The sequence below is a fragment of the Rhodococcus olei genome (assembly GCF_039540555.1).
GTDB lineage: Bacteria > Actinomycetota > Actinomycetes > Mycobacteriales > Mycobacteriaceae > Rhodococcus_G > Rhodococcus_G olei.
Window position 1 is genome coordinate 282,118 of record NZ_BAABFB010000075.1, and the last position, 19,766, is coordinate 301,883.

Below are 19,766 nucleotides of genomic sequence, written 5' to 3' on the forward strand. Positions count from 1 at the left end.
GCTGCGGCAACCGCCCACGAGGAACCTTCAGTCCCAACGGATGTGGGCCCGAACCCGGTTGCGTTCGGCATCGGTCCAGCCCTTGCCTGCGGCGTAGTCGATCATCGCGGCGAAGGCGTTGTTCCAGTCGCCCGTGCCACGACCGTGACCTCGGAGGAAGTCCAGGTCGACCCAGAGGTGGTCCCCGTCGACCGTGCCGGCCCCGGCGGACTCGGCGGTCGCGGCCGCCGAGTCGCGGGACAGGCCGACCGCGTCGACCGCCAGCTCGGTGAAGATGTCCGGGTCGTCGAGCCGGACCGTGTTGTCGGTGATGACGATGATCATGCGTGCTCCTCGAGGTTCGTCACGTGCAGTGTCGGGCGTCGGTCCGCCCATGGTCGCGCCTGTTCGAGCTGGGCGGCCAGCGCGAGCAGCAGGTCTTCCCGGTGGATGTCGGCGCCGAACTGCACGCCGATCGGCAGACCGTCGGCCGTCGCGCCGAGCGGGAGGCTGATCGCCGGCGTGCCCGTGACGTTGTACAACGCGGCCGTCGGGTTCGGTGCGATGATGTGCCGCACCCACTCCTGCGCGGTGAACGACGGATCGTTCGCGTCGAAGAACCCCAGGTCGACCGGCGGGGTGATCGAGGTCGGCGTGACCAGGATGTCCCACTCCCCCATGAACGCCGCCAGCTGCCTGCTGATCGTGTTGTTCACCGCGAACGCACGGGCGAGGTCCATCGGGGTCATCGCGCGGCCCGCCTCGGCGGCCGCGATCGTCGAGGCCTCGAAATACGCTGAGCTCAACCCGATCCCGAGCACCTCCCCGAGCGGCACCACGTCGGCCGCGGTCCCCGCGCAGAAGGTCACGGTCAGCGCGGCCAGGAATTCCTCCCAGTCCAGCGCGGGGCGGGCCACCTCCACGTGGTGCCCCAGGTCGGCCAGCAGCCGGGCCGTCGACTCGACCGCCCGCAGCACGTCCGGGTGCACCGTTCGGTCGGTCCACGAGTCCGCGCACACCGCGATGCGCAGCGGGGTGAGGGGGCCGCCGATCTCGTCGCGGTAGGGCCGAACCGGCGTTGGCGCACTGTATTTTTCGCCGGCCAGGTTGCCGTGCACGGCGTCCAGCAGTCCGGCGGCGTCGCGGACCGTGCGGGTGATCGCGAACTCCACCACGTTGCCGTAGAAGGCCTCCTGCACACCCGGTCCGATCGGGACGCGCCCCCGACTCGGCTTGAGACCGACGGTGCCGGTGTGCGCCGCGGGGATACGGATCGATCCGGCGCCGTCGTTGGCGTGCGCGATCGGCACTGCGCCCGCGGCCACCATCGCCGCCGAACCGCCGCTGGACCCGCCGGGGCTCTTGGCCGGGTTCCACGGGTTGAGTACCGGCCCGCCGAGCAGCGGTTCGGTCGTGGGGCAGAGCGCGAACTCGGGAATTTTCGTGACGGCGACCGCGGCGAGCCCGGCCCGGAGGAACCGGGCCATCAGCTCGCTGTCGTGGTCGAACACCGTGCCGTCCGCGAGGGCGCGGCTGCCCAGGTGCAGTGGCACGCCGGCGGCATGACACAGCAGGTCCTTGAGCACGAACGGAACCCCGGTGAAGATCCCGTCGGTGGCCGCGTCCAACGGCGTGTCCCACGGCCCTTCCGCGCTCGCGTGCAACCGCTCTCCGGCCAGCCGGACGGCAGTCACGCCGGCCTCGTGGACCTCCGACGGCTTCACCTGGCGCGAGCGGACCAGCTCCGCCAGCCCGGTCGCGTCGTACGACGCGTACTCCTCGATCGTCAGCATCAGTACGACACCCCTTCCGGAACCCCGGCTCCGATGCGGGTCCAGATGTCGCGGTGCATCAACCAGATCCCGTCGTCCCCGCGGACGTGGACGACGACGTAGTTGCTGCGCGCCTCGGACCCGTCGACGAACTCGCCGACCGCGACGCCCTCCTCGACCGCGAGGGTGTCACCGACCGTCAGCTCCACCGCGTCGAGGGACTGGCCCACCATCCCCGCCGCCAGCCAGGCGCCGAACTCCTCGGCGATCGCGTTTCGGCCGCGCACGGACCGCCCGTCGGGGGTGAGCAGCATCCCCGTGTCGGTGTACAGCGACGCGAACCGCGCCGGGTCCCGCTCGTCGATGGCCCGCACCACCTCGCGGTGGGTCTCGGCGAGTTGCTCCTCGAACGTCGCCATCGTCAGCCCGCCAGTTCTTCCGTGTTCTCGTAGCTGGGCCGCTGCCGCGGGTCACCGGGCAGCATGCCGACCGGGCCGCTGCGCACCACACCGGCGGGGTTGGCGAAGTACGGGATCACGTAGCGGCCGAGGTTCTCGATCGTCGCCATCCGCTCCTCGTGTGTGCCGCCGTCGATGCGCAGCACCATCTCGTCGGCGCCCAGGTCGGCGGTGCGCTGCACCTGCTCGATGCAGTACTGCGGGTCGCCGACCAGCACGGTCGGCCCGCAGGTCCGCAGCCATTCGGCGTCGTCGACGTGCTTGCGCAGCTGCCCGATACGGGAGAACTCGCCGTACTGCTCGGGCGAGCGCTCGGCGAGCTGCACGTACACGTCGTTGATGATCATCGCCGCGAACTTCAGCAGATCCTGCTCGGCGTGCTCGAGCGCCAGGTCGGTGGTCTTGGCGCACCGCACGGACATCACGCTGCTGGCCGCGGACTTCACCGCGTACCTACCGACGGGGACGACCTCGTCCTCGGGCACCGAGTTGTACGCGTCGATGTTGGCCTGCAGCACCTCCCAGCCCAGGTAGGCGTCCGAGGTGATCAGCCCGAGTCCCTTGCGCCGGGCGTCGACGGCGGAGTCCACGGACTGCACGATCTTGTACAGCGGCGGGTGCGGCTCCTGCATCGGCTTGGGGCTCAGCCGCCGCTCCGGGATCGTGCCCCAGTGCGGACCGTCGTGGCTGAACGTGTCGTCGCTGAGCGCGCGGACGATGAGTTCGAGCGCCTCCTCGGACCTGCCCTTCGTCTCCTCCAGCGAGACACCGAATGCGTCCAGCTGCAGCAGGGTGTTGCCGCGCGCGGTGGTCAGTTCGACGCGCCCGTTGGACAGCAGATCGGTGACCGCGGTCTGTTCCGCGACCAGGATCGGGTGCACCACCGAGATCAGCCGGCTCATGTAGCGCAACCGAATCCGGTTGGTGCGCATGGCGACCGCGGTGAACAGGCACTCCGGCGACGGCGTGACGCAGAGGTCGTTGAAGAAGTGGTGCTCGGAGGTGCCCCACCCGTGGAAGCCCATCTCCTCGGCGAACACCGCCTCGTCGATCATGTCCCGGTAACGACGGTGCTGCGTCGTGCCGGGCTCGGTCGCGCATTCGCTCATCATGATGAATCTCATCGGGAGGTCCCTTCGGTTCCGGTGGTCGGCCCGCACCCTTGCGGGTACGTTCCAGCGTGCGGTGCCGAGGTTCGATGCGGATCCGTCATCGTGCGGAGCGGATACCGAACTGTGGCGTACGACCGGTCAGGCGGGCGGGCCGGAGGGGTGCCCGGCGACGCGCTCCGCGATCTGGGCCCGTGACGCGAGCCCCAACTTGTCGACGACATGCTGCACGTGCTTGCGGGCCGTGGGCCGGGCGATGCCGAGTTCGGCGGCGATCGCCGCGGTGGGCAGGCCCCGGGCCGCGAGATCCGCGACCTGCCGCTCACGCCGGGTGAGGCCGACGACCGCGCCGGGTGGCAAGGGTCCGCCCTCGGGGTCCATGCCGAGGGCGAAGCGCACGGCGGCGGCGAAACCCAGCAGGGCTCCGGCCCGTCGGGCCGCCTCGAACCGGCGCGGCCCGAGCGTCCGGCGCGTGTTCCGTTCGCACTCCTCGTGGTCGGCGGCCATCGTCGGGAACAGGAAGGGAGAGCTGCCGACGGCCCGCGCCCGCGCGTCGGCGGCGCCCAGCATCGCGGCGGCGCGTTCGCCCTCGCCCTCACCGCAGGCGATCCAGGCCAGCGCCTCGAGGCAGGCGGCGGCCATCAGCGGGTCGTCGCTGCGGTGGGAGAGCACCAACGCGTGTTCGAGCAGGTTCCGCGCGCGGGCCAGTCTGCCGCCCCGCCAGGTGATGACCGCGATCGCCCACAACACGTACGTCCGGTAGACCGACTCGCCGTGGGATTGCGTGATCGCCAGTGCCTCGTCGTGACACGCGAGTGCCCGGTTGTCGTCCCCGCGCAGCGCGTGCACCCATCCGTGCAGCATCAGCGCCGCGACGACGGCGGTGGTGTCACCGCGATCGCGGAAGACGTCGACGGCGTCGGTCAGGGCCGTGTGCGCCCGTTCGAGGTCTCCGCCGTAGAGCGCGTGATTGCCCTCGGCGAGAGCGGCATACGCGCCGGCGAGCGGGTCGGCCCCCGCGACCGCCGGAGCCCGCACCGCGTCCAGCAGGCGGGCCGCGGCGCCGACGTCACCCATCCGATCCGTCAGGGCGTTGCAGGCATAGAGCGCCTTCGCCCGCAGCGCGGGGGGCAGGTCCCGGCCTCCGGCGAGTGCTCGCTCGAGCCACCGGCGACCCTCCGCCGCCGATCCCCGGGCGAGCCAGAACGGGAACAGCGCGGTGGCGATGCGGAGGGCGGACTCCGCGCCCGCCTGGTCTCCCACCGACAGGCCGAATTCCATCGCCTCCCGCAGATTCGCCTGCTCCCGACGCAGCCGCCCGATCCATTCGAGCTGCCGGTCGGTGACCCAGTCGGCCTCTGCGGTCCGCGTCAACGCCACGCACCAGTCCAGGTGCCGCTGTCGGACCAGCTCGACCCGGCCGGTGTCACGGACCTTCTCGCGCCCGTGGTCCCGCAGCGTGTCCAGCATCCGGAACCGGACCGCCGTGCCCGAATCCTGGCGGGACAGAATGGATTTGTCCACCAGCGCGGTCAGCAGGTCGAGCAGGTCGTCGCCCGCGCCCTCGCCGCCGCACACCGCCTCCACCGCGTCGAGTTCGACGCCCCCGGCGAACACCGACAACGCGGTCCACAGCTCCTGCTCGGCCGGGGTGCACAGCTCATAGCTCCAGTCGACACAGCACCGCAGCGTCTGCTGCCGGGTCGACGACCCCCGGGCACCGTGGGTGAGCAGCGCGAAGCGGTCGGTCAGACGCTGCAGCACCTGCTCGACGGACATGGCCCGCAGTCGTGCCGCGGCCAGCTCGATCGCGAGCGGAAGACCGTCCAGCCGCGAACAGATCGACGCCACAGCAACCCGATTCGACTCGGTGATCGTGAATCCGGGCACCGTCGCCGCCGCCCGGTCGGCGAACAGCGACACCGCGTCACATCGCATCAGTTCGTCCGGATCGGCGTCCATCGGCCGGTCCGGGACCGGTAGCGGCGCGATCCGCAACGTCGATTCCCCGCCGACACCGAGGACCTCGCGGCTGGTGGCGAGCACGCTCAACGCCGGGCACGCCTGCAGCAGTGGGTCGACGAGGAGCGCCACGGACTGCACGACCTGTTCGCAGTTGTCGAGCACCAGAAGCAACTCACGCGCGCCGAGGTACTCCATCAGCACCTCGTACCGCGGGCGTGCCGAGCGGTCGCGCAACCCCAGCTCCGCCGCCACCACGTCGATCACCAGCGATTCGTCGCGCAGCTGCGCCAGCTCGACCAGCCGGACCCCGTCGCGGAATCGCGGCCCGACGTCGGCCGCCACCCGCAGGGCGAGCCGGGTCTTCCCGACCCCGCCCGGGCCGGTCAGGGTCACCAGGCTCGACGCGCTCAGCAGGTCCGCGGCGGCGGCGAGCTCGCGGTGCCTCCCGACGAACGTGGTCAGCTCCCGCGGGAGGCCGCCCGGTGTGTGCCGAGGCGTCGACGGCAACGCGGCCGGGCCGGGTGCGGCCCGCGTGTCCGGGACGGCCCGGTCGCCGTCGGCACCGGCCCCGCCGGCCGCGGACGGCACCGCGATGTCGTCGACCGGGAGACCGTGGTGCAACTGGATGCGGCGCAGGTCGTCCGCCAGTTCGGCCGCACTCGCCGGACGCGAGCGCGGGTTCGCGGACATGGCTCGCTCGATGACCGCGCTCAGCTCGTCGGGGACGCCGTCCTCGCGGAGGTCCGGAATCGGCTGGGTGCTGATCCGCAGGAACTGGGCCACGAGCCGCTCGCCGCTGCGGCGCTCGTACGCGGCGTGCCCGGTGATCGCGCAGAACAGGGTCGCGCCGAGCCCGTAGACGTCCGAGGCCACTGTCGGGTGCATGCCGCTGAGGACCTCGGGGGCGGTGAACGCCGGCGACCCGGTGATCACACCGGTGGCCGTCTCGAACCCGCCGGGGACATGGGCGATCCCGAAATCGGTGAGCGCCGGCTCGCCGTAATCGGTGACCAGGATGTTCGCTGGTTTGACGTCCCGGTGCAGGACACCGACCCGGTGTGCGGTCTCCAGCGCACCGGCGACCGCGACACCGAGGTGCAGGGTCTCCTCGACGCCGAGAGGCCCCGAGCGCCGGATCCGGGCGTCCAGGCACCCGCGGGCGTGGTAGGGCATCACGATGAACGGGCGACCGTCGGCGGTCGAGCCGACGTGCAGGGCGGTGACGATGTTCGGGTGGCCGGTCAGCCGGCCCATCGCCCGCTGCTCCCGGAAGAACCGGGCCCGCGAGTCGTCGTCGAGGCCGGCGGTGAGGACCTTCACCGCGACGGTGCGGTCGAGCGCGGGCTGGACACAGCGGTAGACGACGCCGAATCCGCCGCGCCCGATGACCTCGGCCTGCTCGAACCCGGCCGCGGCCAGCTCCGCGGTGACGTCCGGGGCGTCGTCGCGCTGCGTCCGCGCTGGATCGTCAGCGGTCATGGTTCACGTCCGTCAGGGTCGACCTGTGCGACGCCCATTGTCCACCGCAGCGCGGACGCACGTCCACGACCGGGCCCGGGCGGGTGACGCACCGGACGGGCGGGTCCCGCCTCCCGCCCGGCGCACCACCGCGTGCGTCAGTGCGGCTCGCCCGACACGCAGAACCGGTTGCCGTCCGGGTCGGTCAGCGTCACCCAGCGGAACCCGTCCATGTCGTGCCGCTCGTACTCGACGGCGCCCGCCCCGACCAACCGCGCGACCTCGGCGTCCAGGTCCGGCGCCGACAGGTCCAGGTGGACGCGGTTCTTGCCCGGCGTCGGCTCCGGCACCTTCTGGAAGGCCAGCTTCTGCGGCGCCCCCGGCACCCCGACCATGTAGAACCAGCCGTCGTTGTCGGCCTCGACGGTGCCGCCGGTCTGCTGCGCCCACCACGCGGCGAGCGGGCCCGGATCGGCGCTGTCGAACGTGATCATCCCCAGAGTCAATGTCATGGCGGCACGCTACCGCCGGGCACCGACATCCGATCCGGAGTCGGCGGCTCGGCTACGGTTGTCGATCGAGATCGTCACCGGCCACACGCATCGACCAGGGAGAGCCCCCGCATGCCCGAAACCTCGCCCGCTGCAACCACTCCCGAATCCCAGGCGGTCACGAGCCCACTGACGCCCGCGGCGATCTTCCTGGTCGCGACCGTCGACGTGGGCGGCGAGGCGGTGACCAGGGCGGTGCTCGCGGAGGCTCCGGGGCTGCGCCGCTCGGTCGGCCTCCGCGTGCCGGGTGCCGGCCTGGAGCTGATCGTGGGCATCGGCTCCGCGGCGTGGGACCGGTTGTTCGACGGCCCGCGGCCGGCGCGGCTGCACCCGTTCCCGGTCCTGCGCGGCGCCCGGCACCAGGCCCCGTCCACGCCGGGGGACCTGCTGTTCCACATCCGGGCGATGACCATGGACGCGTGCTTCGAACTCGCCCACCAGATCACCAAGCGCCTGGCCGGCGCGGCCACCGTGATCGACGAGGTGCACGGCTTCCAGTACTTCGAGAACCGCGACCTGATCGGGTTCGTCGACGGCACCGAGAACCCGAGCGGCAAGAAGGCCGTCGCCGCGGTCACGGTCGGCGCCGAGGACCCCGACTTCGCGGGCGGCTCGTACGTGCACGTCCAGCGGTACGTGCACGACATGGCGGCCTGGGAGGCGCTGGCGGTGCACGAGCAGGAGAAGGTGATCGGCCGCACCAAGCTCGAGGACATCGAAATGGACGAGGACGTCAAGCCGGCCAACTCGCACGTCGCGCTGAACGCGATCGAGGACGCCGACGGCAATGCGCTCGAGATCCTCCGAGCCAACATGCCGTACGGCCGGGTCGGGGACGGCGAGATGGGCACGTTCTTCATCGGCTACTGCAAGGATCCCGAGGTCACCGAGCGCATGCTGGAGAACATGTTCCTCGGCAATCCCCGCGGCAACTACGATCGGCTGCTGGACTTTTCGACGCCGGTGACCGGCGCGGCGTTCTTCACGCCGAGCGCCGACTTCTTCGACGCGCTGCCCGAGCCGCCGGCCGCGGGCTGACACCGACCCCCCCGATCCACGGCCCGCTCGCCGGCCGACCGATCGCGGCCGGCGCCGGCTCCCCGGAGCCGGCGACCGAGCGGTGATGCCGGCTCAGTGTCCGGGCAGCACGCACACGGAGTCGAGCCCGAGCACGTGGTTGAGCCGGCCGAACGCCAGCCACGACCCGATGCTCATCGACAACTCGACGATCTCGGCGTCGGTGTAGTGGGCCTTCATCCGCTGCCAGAACTCGTCGTCGAGGCCGTGGTGGTCGAGCGCGTACCGCTCGGCGTACTCGGCGGCGAGCCGGGTGCGGTCGTCGAATGCGTCGGTGCTTCGCCAGTTCTCGACGGCGACGTCGAAGCCGGGCTCGACCTTGACGCCGTCGCGTTCGGTGCGCCAGTCCTGGCAGAAGATGCAGCCGTTGATCTGCGCGATCCGCAGCCGGGCGGCCTCGAACTCGCGCAGCCCGAGGGTGGAGTGCTCGTACACGGAGAGCGAGAACTGGGACGCGGCGATCCCGATGCCGGGGACCATCTCGCCCCACACGTAGCCGATCGGGTCCTTGTCCTCGGGAATGTCGACGATCATGCCGTGATCCTTTCCGAACTGTGGGTGCCGAGTTTGCCGACGGCGGGGCGGATCGGGACGTCGAGCGCGTCGTACAGACCCGGCTCCGCGTCGACGAGCCAGTCGATCGCGCCGACGAGACGACCGACGGCGGTGGCGTTGCCGCCTGCGGCGCGGCTGCCGCCCTCGTCGGTGGCCTCGACCGTGACCTCGATGTGGGGCCTGCCCTCGACGATCACCCGGTGCGCGCCTGCACCGCCGTCGGGCGGGCTCGGCCAGTCCGGGGCGCAGGACGGGTGGATCCGGGTGACGTGTTCGATCACGATCCGGGGCTCGCCGCCGACGACACCCTGGACCTCGAACCGCACCGCCCCCTGGGTGCCTGCCGCGAACTCCCCCATCGTCGCGGTGGTCACGGTGGTGTCGAGGGGACGCCGGTCGAGGGTCTCCCGGATCTCGTCGAGGTCGACGCCGAGCGCGCGTGCCATCAGCCGGATCTGTCCGCCCCACACCATCGTCGGGATGCCGGGCGCGGTCATCGGCGGCTGGTAGTCCATCGGCTGCCCCATCCCGACGAGGTACCGGACCGAGTCCGGCTGGTCGTAGGTGGAGTAGTCGAAGATCTCCTGACAGCGCAGCACGTCGACCGTGGAACCGAGGCCGCTGAGCAGCAGCGGCAACACGTCGTTCCCCCAGCCGGGGTCGACACCGGACGCGAACAGCGAGCCGCCGCCCTCGTCGATCGCGGCCAGGATCGGCTCCCGAACCTCCGGCGGCGCGCTGCGGGGGTCGTACAGCGGGTACAGGGCGGGCGTGACGACCACGGCTCCGGCGCGGATCGCGGTGACGACGTCGGCGAGCGCGTCGTCGGGCCGGATGTCCCCGGAGGCCGCGTACACGACCGCGGCGGGCCCGGCGTCGAGCACCGCCTCGATGTCGGAGGTGGCCGCGACACCGAGGTCGTGGTCGAGGCCGGCGAGCGCACCGGCGTCGACTCCGACCTTCTCCGGGTTGTGGACGACGACGGCGGCGAGGTCGAGCGCCGGATGCGCGGCGACGGCACGGATTGCCGCGCGGCCGACGTTGCCGGTGCCCCAGACGACCGTGGTGATCATGGTCCGGCACGCTACCGACCGGGACCCGGTCGCGGGGCGGATCAGGACATCTCGGGTGCGGCCGGGTCGCGGCGCGCCACGTCGAGGGCGTCGTAGAGTCCGGGCTCGCGGGTGGTGAGCCACTCGATGGCCTCGACGAGCCGGTCGACCGCCGACCCGGCGCCGTCCCGCAGGCCGGGTTCGATCGTCACCTCCACCCGCGGGTCGCCTTCGACGACCACCCGGTGCGCGACCCCGCCGGCGGGCACGGTCGGCCAGTCCGGCGCACAGTCGGGGTGGATGCGGCCGACGTGTTCGACGACGACGCGCGGCTGCCCGCCGACCAGGCCCCGCACCTCGAACCGCACCGCGCCCTGGCCGCCGGCCTCGAACTTGCCCATCGTCTCGGTCTCGACGGTCACCTCGAGCTCGAGCCGCTGCAGCGTCTCCCGGATCTCGTCGAGCTCGACGCCGAGCGCCCGCGCGAGCAGCCGGACCCGGTCGCCCCACACCGCGCTCGGCATCCGCGGCGCGAGCATCGGCGGCAGGTAGTCCAGCGGTTCGCCCATGCCCATCAGGTAGCGCACGGATCCGGGGAGGTCGTACCCCGAGTAGTCGACGATCTCGCGGCAGTGGACGGAGGTGGCACCGGCGTCGAGGCCGCGGAGCAGCAACGGCAGCACGTGGTTGGTCCAGTCCGGGTCGACGTCGCAGACGTACAGCGTGCCGCCGCCCTCGGCGATCGCGGTCCGGATCTCCGCGCGGATCTCGGCGACCGCGGCGCCGTGGTCGTGGAGCGGGTGGATCGGTGGGGTCGCCACGACCGCGCCGACCCGCAGTGCGGCGACGACGTCGGCACGGGCGTCGGCGGAGCGGGTGGTACCCGACCCGGCGTAGACGACGGCCCGCGGCCGGGCCGCGAGGACCGCGGCGACGTCCGTGGTGGCGACGACCCCCAGCCGCCGACCGAGCCCGGCGAGGTCGCCGGCGTCGCGCCCGGCCCGGTCGGGACCGGAGACGAGGACGGCGGTCAGGTCGAGTCCCGGATGCGAGTCGACGGCGCGGATCGCGTCCGCCGCGATGCTGCCGTCGCCCCACACGATCGTCGAGATCATGGCCGGACGGTAGCAACACGGGGCGGACCGGAGATCTCCGGTCCGCCCCCTGTTGCCGTGTGGTGTCGGGCTCAGGCGGTGAGGACCGCGTCGAGCGCCGAGTAGAACATCCCGAGGCCGTCGTCGCTGGGGCCGGTGAGCGCCTCGGTGGCGTGCTCGGGGTGCGGCATCAGGCCGACGACGCGACCGTTCGCCGACGCGATGCCGGCGATGCCGCGCTGGGAGCCGTTGGGGTTGTCGCCGGCGTAGCGGAACACCACGCGGCCCTCCCCCTCGAGCTCGTCGAGCACCTTCTCCGACGCCTGGTAGCGACCCTCGCCGGACTTGAGCGGGATCAGGATCTCCGCACCGGCCTCGTAGCGGGCGCTCCACGCCGTCGACGTGGACTCCACCGTCAGCCACTGGTCGCGGCAGATGAAGTGCAGGCCCTCGTTGCGGGTCAGCGCGCCGGGCAGCAGCCCGGCCTCGCAGAGCACCTGGAAGCCGTTGCAGATGCCGAGCACCGGCATCCCGCCGTGCGCGGCCTCGACGACCTTGCCCATCACCGGCGCGAACCGGGCGATCGCGCCGCAGCGCAGGTAGTCACCGTAGGAGAAGCCGCCGGGCACGATGACCGCGTCGACGCCCTTGAGGTCCGCGTCGCCGTGCCACAGGCTGACGGCCTCGCCGCCGGCGAGCGTCACCGCGCGGGCGGCGTCGATGTCGTCGAGCGTGCCCGGGAAGGTGATGACCCCGATGCGGGCGCTCATGCCTGGACGTCGATTCGACGCACGGCCCAGTCCTCGATCACGGTGTTGGCCAGCAGGCCCTCGGCGATCTTCTCGAGCTCGGCGTCGTCGACGCTGCCGTCGACCTCGAGCTCGAATCGCTTGCCCTGGCGGACGTCGGACACGCCGGCGAAGCCGAGCCGGGACAGCGCCCCGACGATGGCCTGCCCCTGCGGGTCGAGGATCTCGGCCTTGGGCATGACTTCGACAACGACACGGGCCACGTGCTGCTCCTCGCTTGGTGCTCCGGTTCCGCCCGGCAGATCACGCCGGGCACCCGGCAGTTTACCGGGCTGTCCGGTTGCACCCCGCACTCGGGCGCACGCCCGGGCGGGGCGGTGTGAACCAGCGCATACTCGGGGGCATGCAGCTCACCCACTTCGGTCATTCCTGCCTGCTCGTCGAGCACCTCGGCACCAGGGTCCTGTTCGATCCGGGCAACTTCTCGCACGGATTCGAAGGGATCGCCGGACTGGACGCGATCGCGATCACCCACCAGCACCCCGATCACGCCGACCCGGCCCGGCTGCCCGCCCTGGTCGAGGCCAACCCGGGTGCCGCGCTGTATGCGGACCCGCAGACGACCGCGCAGCTCGGTGGAGAGTGGACGGCGGTGCGGCCGGGTGACGCGTTCGACGTCGGTCCGCTGCACCTGCGCGGCACCGGCGGCAGGCACGCGGTGATCCACCCGGACCTCGCGGTCGTCGACAACACCGCGTACCTGCTGGGCGACGACGAGAACCCGGCCCGGCTGCTGCATCCGGGCGACTCGCTGTACATCCCCCACGAGAACGTGGACGTGCTGGCGCTGCCGGCCGCGGCACCGTGGTTGAAGATCTCCGAGGCGATCGACTATCTGCGCGCGGTTGCCCCGAGGGTGGCGGTGCCGATCCACCAGGCGATCCTGGCGAACGAGGCCACCGGCATCTTCTACGGCCGTTACACCGACATGGCCGCGGAGGGCACCGAGTTCCGGGTGCTGCCGCTCGAGGACTCGCTCGATCTGTAGGGCGCTCAGGCCACCTCGAGGCCGCCGCCGCGCGGACGCCACCGGTAGGCGTCGGGGCGCGCCTCGTGGTGCAGTGCGATGTCGATCGCGTCGATCAGGGCCTGCCGCGGCCCGGGGTGCGCGAGTTGTTTCGCGGAGATCGCCAGCCGAACGGTGCCGCCGCGGCGGGCGGTGCGGCCCGCGCCGAGCACCAGCGCCCGGCACCACCAGGGTTCGGCACGGAATCCTTCCCCGATCCCGAGCACCCGCGCCTTCACGACGGTGTCCCGGTCGAGGTCGTGGATGCCGGTGAGCCCGGCGAGCACCCGGAACCCGGCCCGCGGCAGCGCGGTCACCGCACCCGGTGACGCCAGCCAGCGCGGCGCCGCGAAGACCCGGGTGCGCAGCCCGGTCTCCTCCATCACCCGGTCGGCGGCGAGCAGCCGCAGCATCGCCTCGTGCTGCGGCAGTGCCGCGAACTCGGCGCGGCGCTTCTTGGTGGCGGCCTGGTCGTAGCCGTGCAGCACGATCGCGTCGCCGCTGCCCTGCCGCTCGCGCAGCCAGTCCTGGGTCGGCTCGTCGCGCACGAGCCGGTACTTGTCCTTGAGCCGGGGCGCCACCAGCAGCGACAGCGGGACCTCCCGGGCGTCCGTCTCGCCCGCGAACTCGGCAACGAGCTCGCGGGTCTCGTCCCGGATCCCCGACACCGACACGATCAGCGTTGCGACCATGCCGTCAGCCTGGCACCCGAAGGTGAACGGGCGCTGACGTGCCCGTGAGCGTTGCGTTCGGATCGCCCACGGGCGCGGTGGGTGTTCCTACAGCAGGGCCTCGATCGCGGCGATCACCTCGGGGGCGTCGGGGACGGTGGTCGGGCGGAAGCGGGCGGCGACGGCGCCGTCGGGCGCGATCAGGAACTTCTCGAAGTTCCACTGGACGTCGCCGGCCGTGCCCTCGGCGTCGGCGGCAAGGGTGACCGCGGCGTACAGCGGGTGCCGGTTCTCGCCGTTGACCTCGACCTTCTCCAGCAGCGGGAAGGTGACGCCGTACGTGGTCGAGCAGAAGGTCTGGATCTCCTCGGCGGTGCCGGGCTCCTGTCCCATGAACTGGTTGCACGGCACGCCGACGACGGTCAGACCGCGGTCCGCGTAGTCCTTCGCCAGCTGCTCGAGCGCGGTGTACTGCGGGGTCAGCCCGCACTTGGAGGCGACGTTGACGAGCAGGATCGCCTTGCCGCCGAGGGCGCGCAGTGAGGTCGGCTCACCGACGAGGGTGGTGATGTCGATGTCCAGCAGTGCAGTGTTCGTCATGGCGTTCACGGTACGGGATGCGGTGCGGCGCCGAACTTTTCCGGAAGAGTGTCCCGCCGAGCGGGATCAGCACTCCCAGTCGGCGTCCTCGGTGGGCACCGGGGTGGTCACGACGTAGGCGCTGCCCGCCCCGGAGAAGAAGTCGTGGCTCTCCCCCGCACCCGGGTCGAGTGCGGCCAGGATCTCCGGGCGGACGACGGTCTCGGCCGCCGCGAAGCGCGGGCCGTAACCGAGGTTGGCCAGTGCCCGGTTCGCGTTGTACCGCATGAACGCGAGCACCTCGCCGGTCCAGCCGACCTCGTCGTACAGGTCGTGCGCGTACCCGACCTCGTTGTCGAAGAGGGCACCCAGCAGCGCGAGGGTGTAGGCGCGGTGCCGAGCTCGGGCGCCGGCGCCGGCGCGGTCCAGCCCCCGCAGGCAGGCGTGGCCGATGTAGTACCCGTGCACGGCCTCGTCGCGCATGATCAGCCGGATCAGGTCGCCGGTGTTGGTGAGCACGCCGCGGGAGGCGAAGCGCAGCGGCAGGTAGAAGCCGGAGTAGAACAGGAACGACTCGAGGAGCACCGAGGCGGCCTTGCGGGCGAGCGGGTCGTCGCCCCGGTAGCGGTCCAGCACGATGCCGGCCTTGCGTTGCAGGTGCGCGTTGCGTTCGGACCAGTCGAAGGCCTCGTCGATCTCCCTGCTCGAGCACAGTGTCGAGAAGACCGCGCTGTAGCTCTTGGCGTGCACGGACTCCATGAACGCCATGTTGGTCAGCACCGCCGCCTCCTGCGCGGTGTCGGCGTCGGCGATCATCGACACCGCACCGACGGTGGCCTGCGCGGTGTCGAGCAACGTCAGCCCGGTGAAGACCCGGATGGTCAGCCGGCGTTCGGTGTCGGTCAGCGCCCGCCACGACGGCACGTCGTTCGACAGCGGCACCCGTTCGGGCAGCCAGAAGTTCCCGGTCAGCCGATCCCACACCCGCACGTCCGTGGGGTCGGACGGCCGGGTCCAGTCGATCGCGTGCACGCGACCGGTGCCCGGGGCGCCCACGCCTCCATTGTCCCCCGGCCCGGCGGCCGGGGGCTCGACGGGAGCGCCCCTGCGGTCAGCCCAGGCCGACCGTGTCGAGCACCCACGCGTACTCGAACGCGACCTCCCGCCACTTCTCGTAGCGGCCGCTGACGCCACCGTGCCCGGCACTCATCTCGGTCTTGAGCAGCACCGGCGAGTCGCCGGTCTTGGTGGCGCGCAGCTTCGCGACCCACTTCGCGGGTTCGACGTACAGGACGCGGGTGTCGTTGATGCTGGTGATCGCGAGGATCGCCGGGTAGTCGTGCGCGCCGACGTTCTCGTACGGGCTGTACGACTTCATGTACTCGTACACGTCCCGGTCCGCCAACGGGTTTCCCCACTCGTCCCATTCGATGACGGTCAGCGGAAGGGACGGGTCGAGGATCGAGGTGAGCGGGTCGACGAACGGCACGTTCGCGAGGATTCCGGCGAACAGCTCCGGCGCCAGGTTGGCCACCGCCCCCATCAGCAGTCCGCCGGCGCTGCCGCCGTCGGCGACCATCAGCCGCGGCGTCGTGCGTCCCGTGTCGACGAGATGCCGTGCACAGCAGACGAAGTCGGTGAAGGTGTTCTTCTTCGACAGCATCTTGCCGTCCTCGTACCAGCGCCGGCCCATCTCGCCGCCGCCGCGGACGTGCGCGACCGCGAACACCATGCCGCGGTCGAGCAGCGACAGCCGGGCCACCGAGAACCCGGGGTCGGTGCTGGACTCGTAGGAGCCGTAGCCGTAGAGGAGCAGCGGGGCCGGTGTCACGGCGGCGGTGCGGCGTCGCACGATCGAGATCGGGATCCGGGTGCCGTCGTCGGCGGTGGCCCAGTCCCGGTGCTGTTCGTAGTCGGCGGGATCGTAGCCGCCGAGCACCGGCTGCTGTTTGCGCAGCAGCAGTGCACCGGTCGCCACCTCGTAGTCGTAGACCCGGCTCGGGGTGAGGAACGACGTGTATCCCAGTCGCAGCAGCGGACTTTCCCACTCCGGGTTGGAGCCGGCGCCGACCGAGTACAGCTCCTCGCCGAAGTCGAGTTCGTGGCGTTCGCCGTAGCCGTCGGCGGTCAACGGCCACACCGCGAGCCGGGTCAGTGCCTCGCGCCGGTAGCCGAGCACCAGGTGACCGGCGAACGCGTCGACCTCCTCGAGCCGGACGTCCTCGCGGTGGGCGATCAGCGTCCGCTGGTCGGTCGGGTCCGCGACGGGGGTGTCGACGAGGGTGAAGTTCTCGGCCTTGGTGCCGTCGACGACACCGTTGTGCAGGATCAGGAATCGGTCCTGTCCCGCGACGACCGCGTGCTCGACGGCGTACTCGACGCCCTCCACGCGGGGCAGCACGACCGTGAATTCGCCTTCGGGGTTCGCGGATTCGAGATACCAGATCTCGGAGGTGACCTTGGACCCGAGCCAGATCGTCAGGTACTTCTCGCTACGGGTGGAGCCGAAGCCGACCCAGTACCGCTCGTCGGGTTCGTGGAAGACCCGGACGTCCGCGGACTGGGGGGTGCCGAGCCGGTGCCGCCACACGGTGTCGGGCCGCCAGGCGTCGTCGACGGTCAGGTAGAAGACGTGGCGGTTGTCGAGTGCCCAGGTCGCGCCGGGCGCGGTACCGGGGATCTCGTCGGCCAGCAGCTCTCCGGTGTCGAGGTTCTTGAACCGCAGCGTGTACCGCTCGTCGCCGGCGGTGTCGACGGAGTACGCGAGCAGGGTGCCGTCGAGGGTCACCGACATCCCGCCGAGCGCGAAGAAGTCGTGGCCCTCGGCCAGCTCGTTGCCGTCGAGCAGCACCTGTTCGCCGGGGATCTCGGTGTCCGCGGACAGCTCCGGCGGCGTCCAGTCGTCGGGCCCGGCGATCGGGCAGCGGCAGTGCGCCGAGTACTGCTTGCCCTCGAACGAGCGCGAGTAGTACCACCACTGCCCCATCCGCGACGGCACCGACAGGTCGGTCTCCTGGGTGCGCGACTTGATCTCGGAGAAGATCGTCTCCCGCAGCGGTCCGAGGTGCTCGGTCTGCGCCTCGGTGTGGGCGTTCTCCGCCTCGAGGTGGGCGATGACCTCGGGGGCGGTCTTCTCGCGCAGCCACTCGTAGTCGTCGACGAACGTGTCGCCGTGGTGGGTGCGCTGGTGCGGGACCTTCTTCGCGACCGGGGCCGGGGTGACGGGCGAGCTCATGCCGCCACCCTATGCCCCGGCCCCCGGCCGGGGCGGTCACACCTGCCGATCGGGCCGGTTACCCGATCCAGTCGTCGAAGGACAACCCGGAGATGCGCTCGTAGGCCTCGATGTAGCGGGCGCGGGTGGCGTCGACGATGGCCTGCGGCAGCGGCGGCGGGGGCGTGTCGGAGGCGCGGTCCCAGCCGGACTCGGGGCCCGTGAGCCAGTTGCGGACGAACTGCTTGTCGAAGCTGGGCTGAACCCTGCCCGCCTCGTAGCCGTCGGCCGGCCAGTACCGCGACGAGTCCGGCGTGAGCACCTCGTCGGCGAGCACCAGGTTGCGATCGGCGTCGAGACCGAACTCGAACTTGGTGTCCGCCAGAATGATTCCGCGCTCGGCGGCGAAGATGGAGGCGCGGGTGTAGATGTCGAGGGTGTCCTGACGCAGCTTGACCGCGAGGTCCTGGCCGACCTGGTCGACGACGGTCGCGAAGTCGACGTTCTCGTCGTGGTCCCCGAGCGCGGCCTTGGTGGCGGGGGTGAAGATCGGCTCCGGCAGCTGGGAGGACTCGACGAGCCCGTCGGGCAGCGACACTCCGCAGACGGCGCCGGTGCGCTGGTAGTCCGCCAGCCCCGAGCCGGTGAGGTAGCCGCGCGCGACGCACTCGACGGGCACCATCTCCAGCTTGCGCACGACGAGGGCACGCCCGAGCACCTCGGCGGGGATCCGCTCGTCGTCCGGCACGCCGGCGAGGTGGTTGTGGCCGCCGAGCTGGTTGAAGAAGAAGACGCTCATCGCCGTCAGCACCCGTCCCTTGTCGGGGATCGGGGTGCTCAGGATGTGGTCGTAGGCGGAGATCCGGTCGCTCGCGACGAGCAGCAGGTGCTCGCCGTCGATCGTGTAGAGGTCACGGACCTTGCCGCCGGCGAGGTGGGCGTAATCGGAGAGTGAGGGACGCACGCACCCAACCCTATCGGGTGCCGCCCCGGCGGTGCCCGACGGCGGCGGGCGACCCGGACGAACCGGACAGCTGAGGCCGTGGAGGACGGGCGGCGGCCGGACTGGCAGGCTGGACCCATGGACTCACCGCGGGTGCGCATCACGTACTGCACGCAGTGCCAGTGGCTGCTGCGGGCGGCGTGGATGGCGCAGGAGCTGCTGAGCACGTTCGGCACCGACCTCGGGGAGGTCGCGTTGGCGCCGGGGACGGGCGGGGTGTTCCGGGTCGAGGTGGGCGACACGCTGGTGTGGGACCGGGCTCGCGACGGCGGATTCCCCGAGGCGAAGACCCTCAAGCAGATCGTGCGTGACGTCGTGGACCCGGCCCGGGACCTGGGTCACGCCGACCGGCCGCGGGACCCGCGCACCGGACGGGATGCGACGGGCCTGCCGGGGGCACCGGCCTGACCGACCGTCAGCCCGCGCGCGGACCGTGGGTGTCGACGAACACGATCGGCGCGTCACCGAACATCGGGTGCCGGTCGAGGGCGAGCGCGGCCGCGAAGGCCTTGGCCGTGTACACCGGGTCGAGGGTGAGGCCGGCCGCGGCGGCGATCCCGATGGCGGCGTCCGCCTCGGCGGTCCGGTGCCCGTATCCCGGCCCGAGCCAGCGCCGGGTGACGAGCAACGATCCGGGTGCCAGATCGACGGGCCCGAGCCGGGCGCCGCGGTCGCGCAGCAGTCGCTCGGTGCGACGAGCGAGGCCCAGCAGATTCCGGGCCGCGAGCGGCAGGGTGTCGTTGACCACCACCGCGACCACCCGGGTGCGCATTCCGGCGAGCCGCATTCCCAGCACCAGCCCGGCCGCCGTACCCCCGGACCCGACCGCGGTGACGACGGCCGCGGGCTCCGGCATCTCACGACGGCGCACCTGTGCGGCCAGTTCGAGCGCGGCCTCCACGTACCCGACCGTGCCCAGCGGCGTCGACCCACCGGCGGGCAGGTAGTAGGACATCGGGTGCCGGGCGAACAGCCACGGCGCCGCGGCGATCGTGCGGGCCTTGGTCCGGGTCCGGTGCACGGTCGCACCGGCGGCGTGGATGCGTGCGAGCTGGGCCCGCACGTGTTCGTCCATCGGCTGGTCGACCAGGGCCAGCTCGGTGTCGACGCCGAGGGTGCGGGCGTACCGGGTCGTCGCCAGCCCCCAGTTGGTTCCGAGGGCTCCGACGGTGAGGATCCGGCGCGCGCCCCGGGCCGTCACGTCGGGCAGGATCCACTCGAGTTTGCGCACCTTGTTCCCACCCCAGCCGCCGTCGCCGAATCCGCTGTCGTCCTTGCACCACAAGCGGTTTCCCCGACCCGGCACGGCCAACCGGGTGAGCGGGGTCGGCCGCCGGCCGAGCGGCAGGTGCGGCAGCGTGGCGGCGAGTTCCGGATACCGGAGGTGCAGCTCGGGCGGGCTCGGGTTCACGGG

General features: G+C 71.8%; 20 protein-coding genes. 3 read left to right on the plus strand and 17 right to left on the minus strand.

Features of this window, described 5'->3' with window-relative positions:
* Positions 1-27: 27 nt before the first annotated feature.
* The 6 genes from ABD951_RS26065 to ABD951_RS26090 form a co-directional block, all read right to left on the minus strand.
* On the minus strand, positions 28-324 hold the full coding sequence (locus ABD951_RS26065) for a hypothetical protein (RefSeq protein WP_345352515.1): 297 nt from the start codon (positions 322-324) through the stop codon (positions 28-30).
* Positions 321-1,772, minus strand: a complete 1,452-nt coding sequence (locus ABD951_RS26070) for an amidase (protein WP_345352518.1) — start codon at positions 1,770-1,772, stop codon at positions 321-323. The genes ABD951_RS26065 and ABD951_RS26070 overlap by 4 nt, the downstream gene beginning before the upstream one ends.
* Complete coding sequence (locus ABD951_RS26075; protein ID WP_345352521.1) at positions 1,772-2,170, minus strand: YybH family protein; 399 nt, start codon at positions 2,168-2,170, stop codon at positions 1,772-1,774. The genes ABD951_RS26070 and ABD951_RS26075 overlap by 1 nt, the downstream gene beginning before the upstream one ends.
* A gap of 2 nt (positions 2,171-2,172) precedes the next feature.
* Positions 2,173-3,333, minus strand: a complete 1,161-nt coding sequence (locus tag ABD951_RS26080) for an LLM class flavin-dependent oxidoreductase (protein WP_345352524.1) — start codon at positions 3,331-3,333, stop codon at positions 2,173-2,175.
* A 126-nt stretch (positions 3,334-3,459) separates the two neighbouring features.
* Positions 3,460-6,762 (minus strand): protein kinase domain-containing protein, encoded by a 3,303-nt coding sequence (locus tag ABD951_RS26085; protein WP_345352527.1) that lies wholly within the window; start codon positions 6,760-6,762, stop codon positions 3,460-3,462.
* Between the two features lie 137 nt (positions 6,763-6,899).
* The gene (locus tag ABD951_RS26090; protein WP_345352530.1) at positions 6,900-7,253 is read right to left on the minus strand and encodes a VOC family protein; all 354 of its coding nucleotides are present in this window, start codon (positions 7,251-7,253) and stop codon (positions 6,900-6,902) included.
* Between the two features lie 111 nt (positions 7,254-7,364).
* Here ABD951_RS26090 and ABD951_RS26095 point away from each other — a divergent pair, with 111 nt between their 5' ends.
* Complete coding sequence (locus ABD951_RS26095; RefSeq protein ID WP_345352533.1) at positions 7,365-8,330, plus strand: Dyp-type peroxidase; 966 nt, start codon at positions 7,365-7,367, stop codon at positions 8,328-8,330.
* Positions 8,331-8,423: 93 nt separating this feature from the next.
* Here the strand turns inward: ABD951_RS26095 and ABD951_RS26100 are convergent, their stop codons facing one another.
* From ABD951_RS26100 to purS, 5 genes are all read right to left on the minus strand, one after another.
* Positions 8,424-8,903: a carboxymuconolactone decarboxylase family protein gene (locus ABD951_RS26100; RefSeq protein WP_345352536.1), complete on the minus strand. Its 480-nt coding sequence runs from the start codon at positions 8,901-8,903 to the stop codon at positions 8,424-8,426.
* The gene (locus tag ABD951_RS26105; protein ID WP_345352539.1) at positions 8,900-9,997 is read right to left on the minus strand and encodes an NAD(P)H-dependent amine dehydrogenase family protein; all 1,098 of its coding nucleotides are present in this window, start codon (positions 9,995-9,997) and stop codon (positions 8,900-8,902) included. Before ABD951_RS26105 ends, ABD951_RS26100 begins: the two co-directional genes overlap by 4 nt.
* A 41-nt stretch (positions 9,998-10,038) precedes the next feature.
* Entirely contained in the window at positions 10,039-11,091 is a 1,053-nt protein-coding gene (locus tag ABD951_RS26110) for a dihydrodipicolinate reductase (RefSeq protein WP_345352542.1), read from the minus strand.
* A gap of 71 nt (positions 11,092-11,162) precedes the next feature.
* Positions 11,163-11,840 carry a phosphoribosylformylglycinamidine synthase subunit PurQ gene (purQ, locus tag ABD951_RS26115; RefSeq protein WP_345352545.1) on the minus strand — a complete coding sequence of 226 codons (678 nt, stop codon included), beginning with the start codon at positions 11,838-11,840 and terminating at the stop codon, positions 11,163-11,165.
* The gene (gene purS / locus ABD951_RS26120) at positions 11,837-12,082 is read right to left on the minus strand and encodes a phosphoribosylformylglycinamidine synthase subunit PurS (protein ID WP_345352548.1); all 246 of its coding nucleotides are present in this window, start codon (positions 12,080-12,082) and stop codon (positions 11,837-11,839) included. The genes purQ and purS overlap by 4 nt, the downstream gene beginning before the upstream one ends.
* Before the next feature lie 140 nt (positions 12,083-12,222).
* On the opposite strand from purS, the gene ABD951_RS26125 reads away from it, so the two are divergent.
* Positions 12,223-12,867: an MBL fold metallo-hydrolase gene (locus tag ABD951_RS26125; RefSeq protein WP_345352551.1), complete on the plus strand. Its 645-nt coding sequence runs from the start codon at positions 12,223-12,225 to the stop codon at positions 12,865-12,867.
* Positions 12,868-12,872: 5 nt separating this feature from the next.
* On the opposite strand, the gene ABD951_RS26130 is transcribed toward ABD951_RS26125, so the two are convergent.
* From ABD951_RS26130 to ABD951_RS26150, 5 genes are all read right to left on the minus strand, one after another.
* Positions 12,873-13,577, minus strand: a complete 705-nt coding sequence (locus ABD951_RS26130) for a DUF2334 domain-containing protein (protein ID WP_345352554.1) — start codon at positions 13,575-13,577, stop codon at positions 12,873-12,875.
* An 87-nt stretch (positions 13,578-13,664) separates the two neighbouring features.
* Positions 13,665-14,156, minus strand: a complete 492-nt coding sequence (locus ABD951_RS26135; protein WP_345352557.1) for a glutathione peroxidase — start codon at positions 14,154-14,156, stop codon at positions 13,665-13,667.
* A 66-nt stretch (positions 14,157-14,222) separates the two neighbouring features.
* A complete protein-coding gene (gene nrdF, locus ABD951_RS26140) occupies positions 14,223-15,191 on the minus strand; it encodes a class 1b ribonucleoside-diphosphate reductase subunit beta (protein WP_345352560.1) in 969 nt (322 codons plus the stop codon).
* A gap of 55 nt (positions 15,192-15,246) precedes the next feature.
* Entirely contained in the window at positions 15,247-17,370 is a 2,124-nt protein-coding gene (locus ABD951_RS26145) for a S9 family peptidase (protein ID WP_345352563.1), read from the minus strand.
* Positions 17,371-17,428: 58 nt separating this feature from the next.
* Positions 17,429-18,313: a phosphoribosylaminoimidazolesuccinocarboxamide synthase gene (locus ABD951_RS26150; protein ID WP_345352566.1), complete on the minus strand. Its 885-nt coding sequence runs from the start codon at positions 18,311-18,313 to the stop codon at positions 17,429-17,431.
* A gap of 117 nt (positions 18,314-18,430) precedes the next feature.
* Here ABD951_RS26150 and ABD951_RS26155 point away from each other — a divergent pair, with 117 nt between their 5' ends.
* Positions 18,431-18,760, plus strand: a complete 330-nt coding sequence (locus ABD951_RS26155) for an Rdx family protein (RefSeq protein WP_345352569.1) — start codon at positions 18,431-18,433, stop codon at positions 18,758-18,760.
* Between the two features lie 7 nt (positions 18,761-18,767).
* On the opposite strand, the gene ABD951_RS26160 is transcribed toward ABD951_RS26155, so the two are convergent.
* Entirely contained in the window at positions 18,768-19,763 is a 996-nt protein-coding gene (locus tag ABD951_RS26160) for a pyridoxal-phosphate dependent enzyme (RefSeq protein WP_345352572.1), read from the minus strand.
* Positions 19,764-19,766: the final 3 nt, after the last annotated feature.